Source organism: Kribbella koreensis (assembly GCF_039525325.1).
GTDB lineage: Bacteria > Actinomycetota > Actinomycetes > Propionibacteriales > Kribbellaceae > Kribbella > Kribbella koreensis.
Genome location: NZ_BAAAHK010000007.1, coordinates 24,061 through 38,888 on the forward strand (window position 1 = coordinate 24,061; position 14,828 = coordinate 38,888).

The 14,828-nt window shown below is 66.9% G+C and carries 12 protein-coding genes; 2 read left to right on the plus strand and 10 right to left on the minus strand.

The window, feature by feature from the left end:
* The first annotated feature begins 1 nt into the window (after nt 1).
* Nucleotides 2–925: a hydrogenase nickel incorporation protein HypB gene (gene hypB / locus ABD116_RS13990; protein WP_343968858.1), complete on the plus strand. Its 924-nt coding sequence runs from the start codon at nt 2–4 to the stop codon at nt 923–925.
* Here hypB and ABD116_RS13995 read toward each other — a convergent pair.
* From ABD116_RS13995 to ABD116_RS14015, 5 genes are all read right to left on the minus strand, one after another.
* Nucleotides 840–1,973, minus strand: coding sequence for a glycosyltransferase 87 family protein (locus tag ABD116_RS13995; RefSeq protein ID WP_343968860.1), 1,134 nt, complete (start codon nt 1,971–1,973; stop codon nt 840–842). The two genes, hypB and ABD116_RS13995, sit on opposite strands and share 86 nt — an antisense overlap.
* Nucleotides 1,951–3,072, minus strand: a complete 1,122-nt coding sequence (locus ABD116_RS14000) for a glycosyltransferase 87 family protein (RefSeq protein WP_343970949.1) — start codon at nt 3,070–3,072, stop codon at nt 1,951–1,953. Before ABD116_RS14000 ends, ABD116_RS13995 begins: the two co-directional genes overlap by 23 nt.
* Before the next feature lie 221 nt (nt 3,073–3,293).
* Nucleotides 3,294–3,656, minus strand: a complete 363-nt coding sequence (locus tag ABD116_RS14005) for a DUF6086 family protein (RefSeq protein WP_343968862.1) — start codon at nt 3,654–3,656, stop codon at nt 3,294–3,296.
* Complete coding sequence (locus tag ABD116_RS14010; RefSeq protein WP_343970951.1) at nt 3,653–4,069, minus strand: DUF4265 domain-containing protein; 417 nt, start codon at nt 4,067–4,069, stop codon at nt 3,653–3,655. The genes ABD116_RS14005 and ABD116_RS14010 overlap by 4 nt, the downstream gene beginning before the upstream one ends.
* A 122-nt stretch (nt 4,070–4,191) precedes the next feature.
* Nucleotides 4,192–8,310 (minus strand): S8 family serine peptidase, encoded by a 4,119-nt coding sequence (locus tag ABD116_RS14015; RefSeq protein WP_343968864.1) that lies wholly within the window; start codon nt 8,308–8,310, stop codon nt 4,192–4,194.
* A gap of 327 nt (nt 8,311–8,637) precedes the next feature.
* Here ABD116_RS14015 and ABD116_RS14020 point away from each other — a divergent pair, with 327 nt between their 5' ends.
* The gene (locus tag ABD116_RS14020; RefSeq protein ID WP_343968866.1) at nt 8,638–9,180 is read left to right on the plus strand and encodes a hypothetical protein; all 543 of its coding nucleotides are present in this window, start codon (nt 8,638–8,640) and stop codon (nt 9,178–9,180) included.
* Nucleotides 9,181–9,185: 5 nt separating this feature from the next.
* On the opposite strand, the gene hypE is transcribed toward ABD116_RS14020, so the two are convergent.
* The 5 genes from hypE to ABD116_RS14045 form a co-directional block, all read right to left on the minus strand.
* Complete coding sequence (hypE, locus tag ABD116_RS14025; protein WP_343968868.1) at nt 9,186–10,268, minus strand: hydrogenase expression/formation protein HypE; 1,083 nt, start codon at nt 10,266–10,268, stop codon at nt 9,186–9,188.
* On the minus strand, nt 10,261–11,373 hold the full coding sequence (gene hypD, locus ABD116_RS14030; protein ID WP_343968870.1) for a hydrogenase formation protein HypD: 1,113 nt from the start codon (nt 11,371–11,373) through the stop codon (nt 10,261–10,263). The genes hypE and hypD overlap by 8 nt, the downstream gene beginning before the upstream one ends.
* Nucleotides 11,370–11,681, minus strand: coding sequence for a HypC/HybG/HupF family hydrogenase formation chaperone (locus tag ABD116_RS14035; RefSeq protein ID WP_164602167.1), 312 nt, complete (start codon nt 11,679–11,681; stop codon nt 11,370–11,372). Before ABD116_RS14035 ends, hypD begins: the two co-directional genes overlap by 4 nt.
* The gene (hypF, locus tag ABD116_RS14040) at nt 11,672–14,077 is read right to left on the minus strand and encodes a carbamoyltransferase HypF (protein ID WP_343968872.1); all 2,406 of its coding nucleotides are present in this window, start codon (nt 14,075–14,077) and stop codon (nt 11,672–11,674) included. Before hypF ends, ABD116_RS14035 begins: the two co-directional genes overlap by 10 nt.
* Nucleotides 14,078–14,255: 178 nt before the next feature.
* The gene (locus ABD116_RS14045; RefSeq protein ID WP_343968874.1) at nt 14,256–14,759 is read right to left on the minus strand and encodes a helix-turn-helix domain-containing protein; all 504 of its coding nucleotides are present in this window, start codon (nt 14,757–14,759) and stop codon (nt 14,256–14,258) included.
* Between the last annotated feature and the right edge of the window lie 69 nt (nt 14,760–14,828).

Here is a 14,828-nt window from a genome sequence, read left to right on the forward strand (position 1 = left end):
CATGTGCAGCACCTGCGGCTGCGGCCAACCCGGCGACGGCGGCACCCGCCTCACAGTCGTCCACGCCCACGACCACCACCACGACCCCACCGACCACCACCACGAACACGACGAACACGGGCACGACGTCGAGCACGGCCATGGACACGGCCACGACACCGGGGACGGCCATGCGCACGGGCACGACGACGAGCACGGACATGGGCACGGGCACGACACCGGGGACGGCCATGGGCACGGCGACGACGCTGGGCACGGGCATTCGCACCAACTCGTACAGGAGACGAAGACTGTCCTGCTGGAGCAGGAGATCCTGGCCAAGAACGACGGGCTGGCGGCGGCTAATCGGCATCTGCTGCAGGAGCGGGGTATCGCGGCGGTCAACTTGATGAGTTCGCCCGGCTCCGGCAAGACGACGTTGCTCGAGCACACCATCCGCGCCATCGGCGACCGGCGGCAGGCGCTGGTGATCGAGGGTGACCAGGAGACCCTGTACGACGCCGAGCGGATCCGCGCGACCGGTACGAAGGTCGTCCAGATCAACACCGGCGCCGGCTGTCACCTCGACGCCCAGATGCTGACCTCCGGCCTGGCCGAACTCGCCCCACCCGACGGCTCACTGGTCTTCGTCGAGAACGTCGGCAACCTCGTCTGCCCAGCACTCTTCGACCTGGGCGAGGCTGCCCGCGTCGTGATCATCTCGGTCACCGAAGGCGCTGACAAGCCGGCGAAGTACCCATACATGTTCCGCACCGCCGACCTCGTCCTCCTGAACAAGATCGACCTGCTCCGGTACGTCGATTTCGACGTCGACCTGTGCCTGCGGCTGATCGCGCAGATCAAACCCGACGCGAAGATCCTGCAGGTCTCCGCGACCAAGGGAACTGGGATGGAGGCTTGGTACGACTGGCTTTCGAGGCTGTGAGCAGAACGGCCGCGGCAAGCGAAAGCCAAAGGTAGGAGTTCCCGGCCAGGACCTGGACGAAGTTCCAGTCGAACTCCTGGTTGTTACCCCTGGGCGGCCACCAGATCGGCGCGATCATGAACAACCCGAACCAGGTCAATGCCGTCGGTAACGGATACCGCCGCCCGACCGGCGTTGCCGTGAGCAACGAGACGCCGAGCGGGATCACCCAGACCCAGTGGTGACTCCACGACACCGGCGAACACATCAACCCGATCAACGCGGTCGTCGACACCGCCGCCAACTCCTCGCCCCGACGCCAGAGGTTGCGACTCAACCAGAGCCCGGCAACCACAGTCACCAGTACGACGCCCTGCCAGACGTGCCCGCCACCGTCGAGATCACCAGTCAGCCTCGCGAGGAAGCCGTTCCACGACTGGTTCCCCGAGTAGGCCAGCCCACCGATCCGGCTGGTGTCGGAAATCAGATGAGTCCAGTACTCGTACGCCGTCCGCGGCGTGATCAGGAACCCGATCAACACAGTCCCCACGAAGGCAGCCGATGCGTGCGCCAGCGCCTTCCACTGCCGGGTGACCAGCAGGAGACCGAAGAACACCAACGGGGTCAGCTTGATCCCAGCCGCCAGCCCGAGCCAGACGCCTCTGCCCATGCGGGTGTTCGGACCGAGTACGTCGTACAGGATCAACGCGCAGAGGATGAGGTTGATCTGGCCGTAGGACAGCGTCTCGCGCACCGGCTCGATCAGTATCGACGCCGCCGTGACGGCAATCAGCACAGCCGGGTGGAGCTTCCGCCCGTTGAGCCATTGCTTGAGGCTCAGCTTCCAGATCGCCACTAGCGCGATCAACGACGCCGCGATAGAGGCTCCGTAGGCCAGTCCCCACGGCAACAGCGAGACCGGCGCCATCACCACGCCGCCGAAGATCGGGTAGGTGAACGGCATCGAGATGTACCGCAGGCGGGCCGTGTAGAGGCTGTCCGGATCGGACAGCATTGCGGCGCCACCCAGCCGGTAGACCTTCAGATCAGCCCCGGTGTGGTCCCACACGAACGGCAGAATCACCGCGACGACGACGCAAACCCCCGCCGCCACCCACCACCGGCGCCTGGCCGGGTCCCCCAACAAGCCCGATATCACCTAAGTCAGCCTGACACTCCGCAGGGTCAAGGCGGTCTATGCCACTCCTACAGTTGTGTCTCAACCTGAGCGTGAGCAGCACCACCGCGACCATCGCCGCGATCAGATACGCGTTCCCACTGAACTGCTCCGCGAACGACCAGTCCAGCTCCCGGTTGTCGTGATTCGGCGGCCACCAGATCGGCGCGATCGTGAACACCCCGAACCACAACACCCCGAAAACAACCCGGTACTTCGTAAGCCGGCCGATCACCGCCACACCCAGCGGAATCGCCCAAACCCAGTGATGACTCCACGAAACCGGCGAACAGAGCAACCCGACGAGCGCGGTCACCGAAACCGCCGCCACCCGCTCGCCTGTCACCCAAAGCAGCCGCGCCAGCCAAAGCCCACCGCCGACCGTCACAACAACCAACCCGGCCCAGACCAGCCCCCCGCCGTCCAGATCCCCGGTCAACCTGATGAGAAACGCATTCCACGACTGATTACTGGAGAAGGCCAACCCGCCGATCCGGGTCGTATCCGCCAGCAGCGAGGTCCAGTACTCCTTCGCCCCATGCGGCGTCACCACAAACCCCACCAACATCGTCACCACGAACGCCGCCGCCGCGTGCGCCAACGCCTTCCACTGCCTCGTGACAACCAGCAGCCCGAAGAACACCAACGGCGTCAACTTCACCCCCGCCGCCAGCCCGACCCAGATCCCCCGCCCCCGCCGCTCCGCCGGGCCCAGCAGGTCATACAAAACCAACGCACACAACATCAAATTCACCTGCCCGAACCCAAGCGTCTCCCGCACAGGCTCGAGAACCAGCGACCCTGCCACCACCGCCAACAACACCGGCGAAGCCAGCCTGTTGCCAGTGGACAGCTTCCAAACTGCAATCAAGCTGACGAACGTCCCCAAAGTCCACACAGCCACCGCCACCGACCAAGGCAGCAACGCGAACGGCACCATCACCACGGCGGCAAACGGCGGATAAGTAAACGGCAACCCCGCCAACCGCACGTCGTACAACGCAGCCGCATCATCCAGCAACGTCGCCCCACCCAGCCGATAGACCTTCAAGTCCACCAGCGAGTGCTGCCAGAGCAACGGCAAGACAACACTGGCAACAACACACACCCCGAAAGCCAGCCCCCACAACACCTTGCTCCGCATACCCGGAATCCTGGCACGCACAGCAGGTCCTCCCCCAGCTGGTCACCGGTTGCTGCTCCCTCAAGCCTTCAGGTGGTGTCCATCGAGCGGCGGTGAGCGGCTGCCTCAGCGAGTAACGAGCGACCTTCGGGGGAGGCAGGTACTACGGGACGCCCGATACCGTCCGCGAGTGCCAGGGTCACGAGGAGTTGGCCGTGCAGCAGGGCGTGGAGGGTCGGGTGATTGCTGCGGCAGTAGTAGTCGAACGCACCTTGAGCGAACCGGCCGAACTGGTCAGGGTCCACCTGGTAGGTGTCGTCACCGGGCACTTCGATCCCAAGGGGAAGGTCCAGCAGATCCGCGAGCTGGGCGGCAGCCGAGTAGTACAGCCGGCCGACTCTCGTCGCGACGTTCCAGAGAGTCCGCCCGCGATGCTCGAAGTACACGCTCACGCGCCCCACCACTCGTCGGTGCCGCAGCCGACCTCGTAGTACCAGACATCGGCTTCTTCGCCTTGGGTCAAGAGTGCCTTGAGACCTGCGAGGTTCGCGTCTGCGGGGACGGTGAATGCGATCAATGGGGACTCGTTGCTGAAGACTTCTCCTCCGAGTCCGAACGCCGAGAGCCGCTCGTGTACCGCGCTCGGGTCTCGGCCCAGCGGTCCGTCGGGGTTGGCGAGGACCCGAATCGTGCAGTTACCGGAAGCACTGACCCGCTGCACGGACCAATGAACCCCATTCGAGTCGGTCTGGAACTGGATCACGTCGCCTTCGGCAACCCCGTCCTGGAGGAACGGCGTGTTCCGCACACTGGCGGTGTCTTCGCCAACTCTGGTAGCCCACAGCCCTTCACGATCCTGCGGCAGCCTGCGGTTCGGGTGGGCTCAAGACGGTCGGACGGGACACGAGTACGGGTGGGGGTATGTACCTGACAAGCAAGCGCCCACCCCAGGAGGTTCTGGGGTGGGCGCTTGTCAGTGCTGCGGTGTTAGTTGCGGTTGATGGTGATGGGGACGGACAGGGCGGACGGGGCTGAGGTCGGGCCGAGGAGCAGCTCGCCGTGGTAGGTCTGGCCTGCCGTCATTGCCTTGTTGTAGGCGACGTGGAGAGTGACCGGGGTGCCGGCCGGTAGGGGGCCGGATGGGATGCCGGTGACTGTTAGGTCGTTGCCCTGGACTGCGTTGATGTTCAGGGTGAAGGCGGGGGTGCCGGCGACTGCGAAGCCGTGGACCCAGATTTGGTAGTTGCCGTCGGGTGGGCTGACCAGGTTGACGGACTCGTTGGCGGTGCCGGAGGTCGAGGAGGCCACGATCTCCGACGGGGAGAAGACGCCGTCGTTGTTGGCGTCGCGGACCACGAACAGGTCGAGGTCGTTGGAGTCCAGGGCGGTGGAGACGCTCAGCCGGGAGGCGTGGTTCAGCGTGATGTTCTTCTTCACGCTCGCCGTCGACGGATCGTTCGGGTCGTCCTGGTGGGCCGTCTCGGTGGTGGTGCTCGGCTGGCTGAGGCCGAAGGCGGTGGCCTTCAGGCCGTCCAGCGCGACGCTCGACTCGAAGGAGACGTCGAAGCTGCCCGAGTCAGCCGAAGCAGCCTGAGAAACAGCGGACGGAGATACCGAGGCAGATCCGAGCTGCACCTTGAAGGGTGTGTTGAACGCGTCGCCCTGCCAGCCGACCTGGTGCACCGCCACCGCCTGCAGGCCTTCCTGCGCCGGCGCCGTCACGAAGTCCGCGGGACCGCCGGTCGCCGTGTCGAACCGCCACACACCAGCCCGGATGTTGGTGTTCGGGCTCTTCCCGACCGTGTCGATCGTGTACGGCGCACCGAACACCGAGTCCGGGAACAGCTGGAAGTGGTTCTCCGACCGGCCCATGATCAACGTGTCGAGATCGGTGTACGGACCCGTGCCCTCCCAGGTCGTGTTGGTCAGCAGCTTGGTGCCCTCGGCCGGCGTCTTCGGTACGTCGTAGTAGAAGAACCGCCAGTCGCCGGACTCCGCCCGCCAGCCCCAGTCGTTGGCGCCGAAGACAGATCCGTTGTTGTACGTGTAGTTCTTCTGCGCCTCGGCCACATCCGAACCACCGAAGGTCGTCGTCCCGACGATCTTCCCGGTCGCGTCCTGCGTCGCCTTGGCGGCAACCGCCACCGACACCGGTACGACCATCGAGTCCGACCCACGGGTCAGCACGACCGCACCGGAGTACATCCCGTACGGCGTACCCGTCGGCACCTTGATCGACGCGGTGACGGAGCCGTCCTTGGACCGGCCGGAGGTGGTGATCCACTTCCAGTCCGAGTTCTTGTACCAGTCGATCGAGATCTTGAAGTTCGTCACCGGGATGGCGGCGTTCTTGGTCGAGTGCTGCAGACCGAGGAACACACCGTCAGCCATCCGCGAGTACGGATCCCGCACCCACGACTGCAACGCGTTCGCGCCGGCCCGGTGGTACATGAACCGCCCGTACTCGCCCTGCTCCATCTCCGACTTGGCGAAGTCCAGGTCCTTGAAACCGTCGATGTTGGAGCTGGTCGTCTTGTCCGTGTGGTTGACGACTCCGTTGCCGTCGGCATCCTTCCAGAGCTTGCCGTCGCCGTTCACGTCGGTCCAGTTGTAGGTGAGCAACCGCCACGCCTGATCCTCGGTGTAGTCCTTGTTGGCGTCGAACTGCTCGCGCGGGTACTCCAGCTTGACCACCATCAGGTCGGCGTCCTTGTGCTGTTTCACCTTGCTGGTCAGGTCGACCAGATAGTCCGGCGCGTTGAAGTTGCCGGTGCTCTCCTGCTTCAGATCCTTGCTGCTCAGCGAGAACGTGTCGTTCGCGGTACGGACCAGCTGCCGGTCGCTGACGTCCCAGACCCCCGGGCCGCTGACCGTGAACTTCTGCGTGTCGGTCCCACCGGGCGCGATCACGTTCGCGAAGACCGGGTACTCCGTACCGCGGTAGTCGCCGACCCGCCACTGCGTCGGGCTGACCGAGGCGCGAGTACCGACCGCGCTGCGGACCGCCTTGCCGACGTCGATCGAGCCGGAGCCCTGGATGTTCGAGTCGTAACCGAGGTCCTGGGCCGAACTCTTCAGCAGGTTCTTCGCTGTCGAGTAGAACCCAGCCGGTACCGCGCCCGCGTGCTGCGCCTTGTACGCCTGGTAGACCAGCGCGGTCGCACCGGCGGCAACTGGTGTCGACCGGCTCGTACCACCCCAGGTGGTCCATGCGTTCCGGCCGTCGAGCACGGTGTTCAGCGTGGCGTCACCAGGCGCATAGGCGCCGTCGGCCACCACATCGACACCGTTGGTCGCGTTCGCGCCGAAGCCACGGTTCGACCAGACCATCACGTCGTTGTCGTTGATCTGCTTGGTCCGGATGATCGAGTCCCAGCCGGAGCCGCCGAACTGCGTCGACGCACCGACCTCGATGCCGGCCGTCGGGGCGGCCGATCCCGTCGTACCGAAGCCAGGCGCGCCGTTACCCGTCGAGAACAGCGGGGTCGTCCGACCGCCGTTGTGGATCACATCGGCCTCCTGCGAAGCCGCGTCCCAGCCGTCGTTGTCGATCTGCGACTGCCCGTAGGAGTTCGAGGTGACGTCGACGCCCTGACGAGAGGTCAGGAAGTAGCCGAACTGCGTGGAGAAGGCGAAGCCGAGGTAGATGTCACCGAACGGCGCGAGCTTCGCGTTCGGAGCACCACCCAGTACCGCACCGGCGTACTTGCCACCTGCGATGTCTTTGAAAGCCGGCGCCTTGCCGTTGGCAACTGCCTGGCCGACGATGTTCGACGCGGTCAGTGTGCCGTGGCCCTCGATCGACGGGTCGAAGTCACCCGTCCAGGCGACCACCTCGCCCGGCCCGAACGGCGTACCCTCGCCGCCGAACGCGTCCAGACCGCCCGGAAGCGGCGTCGCGCCGTCGGAGATGTAGTAGAGCAGCCCGCCGGACAGGTCGGTGTAGCCGTCACCGTTCATGTCCCGGTACGACGCCGGGCTGGCCTTGCTGACCGGCTTCTCGTCCGCGAACGAGTGGTCGTTGTCCAGGTCGGCGTAGATGGTGTCGTACACACCGGCCGTGTGCGGGTCGGTGAGCAGGAACGCCGGGCGCTCGCCGTACAGCTCGAGCAGGTGGTCGTCCGGGTGGCTGCCGAGGCGGACCTTGCCGGACTTGCTCCACGCGGCCGGGAAGCTGTAGCTGTGCTCGACCGTGCCGGCGGGTGCGGAGAAGTTGCGCGACGGGCCGGTCTTGGTGGCGAAGTCGACCGAGCACTCGCCGGCGGCCGGAGTACAGGTTGCCGCGTCGGTCTTCACGTACCAGGACAGGCCCTGGTCGATCTGGTCCGGAGCGAACAGCCACTGCTGCGTGCCGTACGGGTCGAAGGCCTTGGGCCAGCCGTTCCAGCCGGCCTTGGCGCCGGTCTGGCCGGACCAGGTCTGCCAGGTGTTGAGCAGGTCCGGGTGGCCGAAGTCAGTACCGCCGTCGAGGACACCGACGGTGATGCCGGTGCCGGTGAAGCCGTCCTTCCATGCGCCGGTGAAGTTGTGCGACTTGGCGTCGAGCAGGTTCTGGTTGCGCAGCTTCTCGAAGTTCGAGGGGAGCGGCGGCGGCGCTTCGGAGTACGGGACCTCGGCGGCCTGGATCTTGGCGATCGCGGCCTGCTGCTCGGCCTTGGTCGGTGCCTGGTGCAACTGCGGGTCGGGGTCGCCGAGCGGCTGCCCGGTCTTGCCGAACTCGACCGGCTGCACGGAGACGACGCCCGGCGCGGATGCCAGTTTGGCGAGCGCCTGTACGCCGATCGAGCCGGCGATGATGCCCGTGCCGCCGGACTGCGCGACCCGCGCGTTGTCGAGCAGCGCGCGGGCCTTGGTGGAGTCACCCTTGACGGTCGCGAACACCGCGACCTGCTGGGTCTCCCCCTTCTTGACCCGCTTCTCCAGCTTCGGATCCAGCTTCGCGACCGCGCCGTCGGTCGCCGTCTCCACCTGCGTGGTGGGCGGCGTACCAGGCGGTCCCGGCGGCGCCGCCCCGGTGGCAGCCTGCACCGGCGCCGACATCAGCGGCGCGGCGATCAGGGTGGTCAAGGCAACAAGCGCGGAGCCATGCAAAAGCCGACGTCTCATCAAGTCCCCTCCAGCACGGGCGGCCCCCCGACCACCGCAAGTCAACGCAACGGACTGTACGACCGTCACCTGCCGTCACGGAAGCAATCCGCGAGGCCAGTTCCCGCCACCCGGCATTTGGTTGCCACAAGCAACGGACACGGTCCGTACACGCCTCTCCACCGCCTGCCACCCGGCCCCCGATTTTCCGCATCACGCCGCCGACCGACCCCCTCGAACCCCGACTACGCGGAGTGTCCGACCCTCCCCCTTGCGAAAACGCATGTTTACCCCTGTCCTGTCGCGATAGGTTTCCGCTGCCACCCCCGCCCCCTGAGGAGACACCCGTTGGACAGCTCACTGGCGATCGCCGGCATCGGCGTACTGGGCACCCTGACCGCCTCGACCCTGTCCCCGCTGATCTCCGAGCGCTCCAAGCGCCGCGAGTTCGAGCGAGCCCGCGCCGAACGCCTCGAACAGGCCGAGCGGGACGAGTTGCGACTCCGACGGCTGGAACTGCGCGAGGGTTACATCGCCTTCAACGCGGCGGCGCGGGACTACCATCGCGCGCTTCGGGCCTGGTCCTACGCAGACGACAACGGCACCGAGCGGGCGGCCGAGTCCGTTGAGCTGCCGCAGACGCGGCAAGCATTCCAGACGGCGTACGCCGAGGCGCAGATGATCGTCACGGCGCCCGTGCTGGTGCTGGCGCAGCAGATCGCCCGGGGTCTCGCCGACGCGTGGGCCATCCTCAAACACCGCGAGGACGGCACGCACGATCCGGTCACCGATACGACCGAGCGCGCCCGGGAACTGCTCAACGACACGTGGGGACCGTTACGCACCATACGGGTTGCCATGCGCGCTGATCTCGATCTGCAGACCAGCTGATGCGGTCAGCAGATTCGGGGTAGTTGTTCTCCGATCGGGGTGTCGACTACTCGGGTGGCGCCGAAGGTGGTGTGAGTGGTGACCATGCCGGGGTGGGTGGCCACGCAGGTGCCGATGACGGTGGCGTCGGCTCCCAGCGGATGGGCTCGCATCGCCGCTAGTACGGCATCGGCGTCCGAGGGGGCGACGATGGCCAGGAGCTTGCCCTCGTTGGCTACATAGAGGGGGTCCAGGCCTAGGAACGAGCAGGCGTTGGCGACCGTCTCGGGGATCGGGAGGTCGGACTCGACCAGCTCGATGCCTACGCCTGCGGCCTTGGCGATTTCGTTGAGTGAGGTGGCGACTCCGCCGCGGGTTGGATCTCGTAGTACGTGGATGTCCAGGACTGCGTCCAGCATCGCCCCGACCAGCCCGTTGAGGGGAGCGCAGTCGCTGACCACCTCGGTGCCGAACGAGATGCCCTCGCGCACGCTCATGATCGCGATGCCGTGCACCCCGATCGCGCCGCTGACGATCACCACGTCACCGACGGCCGCGCGCTGCGGCCGGATGTCGACGCCCTCGCGCACCAGCCCGATACCGGCGGTGTTGATGTAGACGCCGTCGCCGTGCCCGGAGTCGACGACTTTGGTGTCGCCGGTCGCGATCGTGACGCCGGCCCGTTCGGCGGCCGCCCCCAGGTCCTCGGCGATCCGGCCGACCGTTTCCAGCGGAACGCCTTCCTCGAGGATGAACCCGCAGGACAGGTACGCCGGTTGCGCACCGGACATCGCCAGGTCGTTGACCGTGCCGTTGACCGCCAGGTCGCCGATGCCGCCACCGGGGAAGAACAGCGGCTGGACCACGAACGAGTCGGTCGAGAACGCGATCCGCGCCCCGCCCAACGTGACCACGGCCGAGTCCGTCAACCCCGCCAGCAACGGATTCGAGAACGCCGGTACGAAGAGGTGCTCGATCAGCTCGCCCGACATCTGGCCGCCACCGCCGTGGCCCATCACGATCGTCTTGTGGTCCCGCAGCGGCAACGGACAGGTCCAGCCGTCGAAGTTCGGCATCTCCGGGTCCGGAAGCATCACCTGCTCAGCCAACGGAGCTCACCGCCCCCGCGTCCAGGCGGCGGTACAGGTAGTACGCGGCGCAGGCGCCCTCGCTCGAGACCATCGTCGCGCCGAGCGGGTTGCGCGGCGTACAAAGTGTGCCGAAGGCCGAGCACTCGTGCGGCTTGATGTGACCTTGGAGGACCTCGCCGCTGCGGCAGATCTTGGACTCCTCGGTGGCGATGTCGCGGACCGAGAAGCGGTACTCCGCGTCGTACTCGCGATATCTCGGGGACAACCGCCAGCCACTCCGGGGGATGACGCCGATCCCTCGCCAGGCACGGTCGGTGGTTTCGAAGACGTCGGCGAGCATCGCCTGGGCGGCGGTGTTGCCCTCGTCCCTGACTGCTCTCTTGTAGGCGTTCTCGACGACGTGCTCGCCGCGCTCGAGCTGGGTGACCGTGCGCAGGATGCCGGCCAGGATGTCGAGCGGCTCGAAGCCGGTGACGACGATCGGGACCTTGTACTTCGCTGCGAGCTCCGGGTACTCCGAGACGCCCATCACGCTGCACACGTGGCCGGCCGCGAGGAACGCCTGGACCCGGCAGTTGGGCGACTCCATGATCGCGGCGATCGCCGGTGGGACCTTGACGTGCGAGACGAGCAGGCTGAAGTTGGGGATGTTGTGGCGCTTGGCCTGGTACACCGTCATCGCGTTCGGCGGCGCGGTCGTCTCGAAGCCGATGCCGAAGAAGACGACCTGGCGATCGGGGTTGTCCTTGGCGATCTTGAGCGCGTCCAGCGGTGAGTAGACGACCCGGACGTCGCCGCCCTCGCTCTTGATCTTGAACAGGTCGCGCCCGCTGCCCGGCACCCGGAGCATGTCGCCGAACGAGCAGAAGATGACGCCCGGCTGGGAGGCGATCTCGAGCGCCTTGTCGATGATCTCCAGCGGCGTCACGCAGACCGGGCAGCCCGGGCCGTGGATCATCTCGACGCCGTCGGGCAGCAGCTGGTCGATACCGTGCCGGACGATCGTGTGGGTCTGACCGCCGCAGACCTCCATCATCGCCCACGGCTGGGTGACGGTCGCGTGGATCTGGTCGACCAGTTTGCGGGCGAGCCCGGGATCGCTGAACTCGGCGAGATACTTCATGACATCGTCTCCTCTGTTCCCGGCGGGCGACGCTCCCCGGCCTGCTGGGCCGCGATCCCCCAGTGATCACCGAACTCCTCTTCCAGCGCGCCGAGCGACCGGTACAGCTCGAGCGACTGCTGGGCCGACTCCTCGTCCAGGCGCTGCAGGGCGAAGCCGACGTGCACGATGGTGTACTCCCCCACCTGCAGGTCCGGCAGATACGCCAGGCAGACGTCCTTGATCACGCCACCGAAGTCGACCTTCCCCATCCGGGTGTCGTCCTCGTCGCGAATCTCCACCACTCGCCCCGGCACCGCTAGACACATATCCCCTGCTCCTTCCACTCAGTCATCCGCCCCGCCACCGCCAACTGCCCCAGCGCGATCCCCGCATCCGTAGGCGGCACCCGCCGATGCCGCAACACCTCGAACCCCTCTTCCGCCAACCCCTTACAAGTTGCCTCCAGCAACAACCCGTTGACAAACACTCCACCCGACAACGCGACGGTGCTGATCCCCCGCTCATCCCTCACCCGAACCGCAGTCCGCACAGCCAAGTCCGCCAAACCCAGATGAAACTTCAAGCTGATCTCCGCCGCGTCCACCCCATCCAGCACGTCCTGTACGACGGCCTGCAACAGCACCCCGGGTTCCTCGAACTCGAACCGATATCCACGCCCGCTCAGCTCGCCAAAGCCGGCGTCCGATCCGGCAAAGGCGGAGGCCGCCCCAAAGCCGGAGCCAGCACCATCGGTAGCGAGGGCAGGCGCATCCGTGCGAGACGTCTGGGCTGGGCCGAGGTGGCGCCCGGCGCCACGAGGCCGGACTCCCGCGGCTAGGCCTTCTAGTTCCATGGCGGCTTGGGCTTCGTAGGTGGAGCGGTGGCAGGTGTTGGTTAGGGAGGACACCGCGTCGAAGAGGCGGCCCATGCTGGAGGTTGGGGTGCAGGCGAGGTTTCGGTTCAGTTGGGTTTTGAGTAGCGCGAGTTCTTCGGCGGAGCACGCCTGGACGGATGGGAGGTGGGGGTCCCAGGGGATGCCGGCCGCATGGAGATGAGATAGGGCCATGCGGCAGGGGTTGTTGACGCCTGCGTCGCCGCCGGGGAGGGGGCTGTAGGCGAGGTGGGTGTAGCGCTCGAAGGTGTTGTAGTCGGCCAGGAGGACTTCGCCGCCCCAGACCGCGCCGTCGTCGCCGTAGCCGGTGCCGTCGAAGGCGAAGCCGATGACGGGTGGGCCGGCGTAGGAGTGCTCGGCCAGTACGGAAGCTAGATGGGCGTGGTGGTGTTGTACGCCGATGACCGGGCGGCCGGCGGCATGGGTGAGGGCCCATTGGCGCGACCGGTAGGACGGGTGCTTGTCGACGATCAGCACCTCGGGGCGTACGCCGGTCAGTTGTTCCAGGTGTTCTTCGGCTTTGGCGAAGGCGTCCTGGGTGGCCAGGTCGTCCATGTCGCCGACATGGGCCGAGAGCCAGGCGTAGCGGCCATCGCCTAAGCAGAAGGTGTTTTTGAGGTCGCCGCCCACCGCAAGAGCAGGTCGCACCGGAGTCGCCAGGTTGATCGGGTACGGCGCATAGCCGCGGGACCGGCGGATCGGCAGCTCGGCGCCGTCGACCACCCGCACCACCGAGTCGTCGCACGGTACGTGGATCGCCCGGTCGTGGCTGAGCCAGGCATCGGCCAGCGGCGCAAGCCGTACCAGTGCCTCCGCGTCGTCCACCACGATCGGCTCGCCCGACACGTTCCCACTCGTCATCACCAGCACCGACGGCCCCGGCTGGTCGAACAGCAAGCGATGCAACGGCGTGTACGGCAGCATCACCCCGAGATCCGGATTGCCTGGAGCGACCATCGAGCAGACAGCAGAGCACGCGGTACGCCGAAGCAGCACGATCGGCCGTTGATGCCCCGTCAACAGCGCCTCCTCAGCAGGAGAGACCGAGGCGATACACCGCGCAGTCGCGAGATCAGCCGCCATCACCGCAAACGGCTTGTCGCCCCGATCCTTCCGCTTCCGCAACGTCGCCACCGCATCCTGATCCGACGCATCGCAAACGAGGTGATAGCCCCCAAGCCCTTTGACAGCGAGGATCGCCCCCGCCACCAGCAGCTGGTGAGCAGCAGCCAGCGCATCCTCGTCGTACGCCGAAACCGCCCCCGGCTGGACAAACCGCAACCGCGGCCCACACGACGGACAAGCGATCGGCTGCGCATGGAAGCGCCGATCCCCCGGGTCCGAGTACTCCGCCGAACACTCGTCACACAACGGAAACCCCGCCATCGTGGTGGCCGGCCGGTCATACGGAAGCCCGGTGATGATCGTGAACCGCGGCCCACAGTTGGTACAGGTGATGAACGGATGCCGGTACCGCCGATCCGCCGGATCCCCGAACTCGGTCAGACAGTCGTTGCACATGGCAACATCCGGCGAAACGAGCGTACGCCCCGCCCCGGCCGTGGAGTCGCGGATGACGAAGGCGGTGCCACCCCGTGCCGGCAGCTCCTCACGCTCCACGGACTCCACCACCGCCAGCGGCGGAGCATCCGTCCGGACCCGTACGCCGAACGCCGTCACCGCATCAGCCGCCCCCTCGACCTCCGCGATCACCCCCGAGGCGTCGTTGCAGACCTGCCCCGACAAGCCCAGCTCCCGGGCGAGGGCATAGACGAACGGCCGGAAGCCGACACCCTGGACCACCCCGGACACCGTGATCCGGGCACGCACGCGGGAAACCGGGACGGCCGTGGCACCCACCACCAGGGGATCGACTTGTCAGTTACGGTGACATGCGGGCCGACCGCGAGATGGCGAATTCGGTCATGAACGGACTCTTGGCACACTAGCGCCGGGAGCGACACTCCGCCAGAGTCCGGAAATACCGGACCGCGAATCGCCAGGGAATTCATTCCCCGGGCGGCGACCCGAAGATCGCGTGCACCCGGCGGAGATCCCGCAACCGCGGCTCGGTCACCCCACTCAGCCACCGGCTGACGGTCCGCACCGACACCCCGATCCGCTGCGCCGCGGCCTGCTGCGACAACCCCTGGCGACGTAGTACGGCGGTCAGCCACTCCGCGAACGGTTCTTCGGCGACCCCCGGCGACGTGCTGAGCCGCCGGCTCGCGGCGCCGTGCAGCACCTCGACCTCCACCCCGTCGGGAAAGAGCCGCACAGTCACGTCGAAGACGCCGTCGGCCGGTCCCGCGGCGGCGAGCAGGGACGCGGTGATCGCCCGGTACAGGGCCTGGTTCTCCGCCGGCTCGAGCTCGACCGGTTCGAGTGCCTCCCGGACGAACCGCTCGGCGTCCGGAAGCGAGCCCGGCCGGGCCGGGAACGTATGGGTGACGACGACCACCGGCGAGACGAACAAGCCGGACTCATCGTCCGGCAGGGGATCGTCGGACATCTCGGCACGGGCTCTCAGAGAAATGCTGCGAAGGTCAATCGTAACGGTCCCCGGAACGGTCGGAGAATC

Excerpts from the sequence above, each read along its gene's own strand:
- hypB (WP_343968858.1), top strand. The coding sequence starts at position 2 with ATGTGCAGCACCTGCGGCTGCGGCCAACCCGGCGACGGCGGCACCCGC.
- ABD116_RS14015 (WP_343968864.1), bottom strand. The coding sequence starts at position 8,310 with ATGAGACGTCGGCTTTTGCATGGCTCCGCGCTTGTTGCCTTGACCACC.
- hypD (WP_343968870.1), bottom strand. The coding sequence starts at position 11,373 with ATGAAGTATCTCGCCGAGTTCAGCGATCCCGGGCTCGCCCGCAAACTG.
- ABD116_RS14035 (WP_164602167.1), bottom strand. The coding sequence starts at position 11,681 with ATGTGTCTAGCGGTGCCGGGGCGAGTGGTGGAGATTCGCGACGAGGAC.
- ABD116_RS14045 (WP_343968874.1), bottom strand. The coding sequence starts at position 14,759 with ATGTCCGACGATCCCCTGCCGGACGATGAGTCCGGCTTGTTCGTCTCG.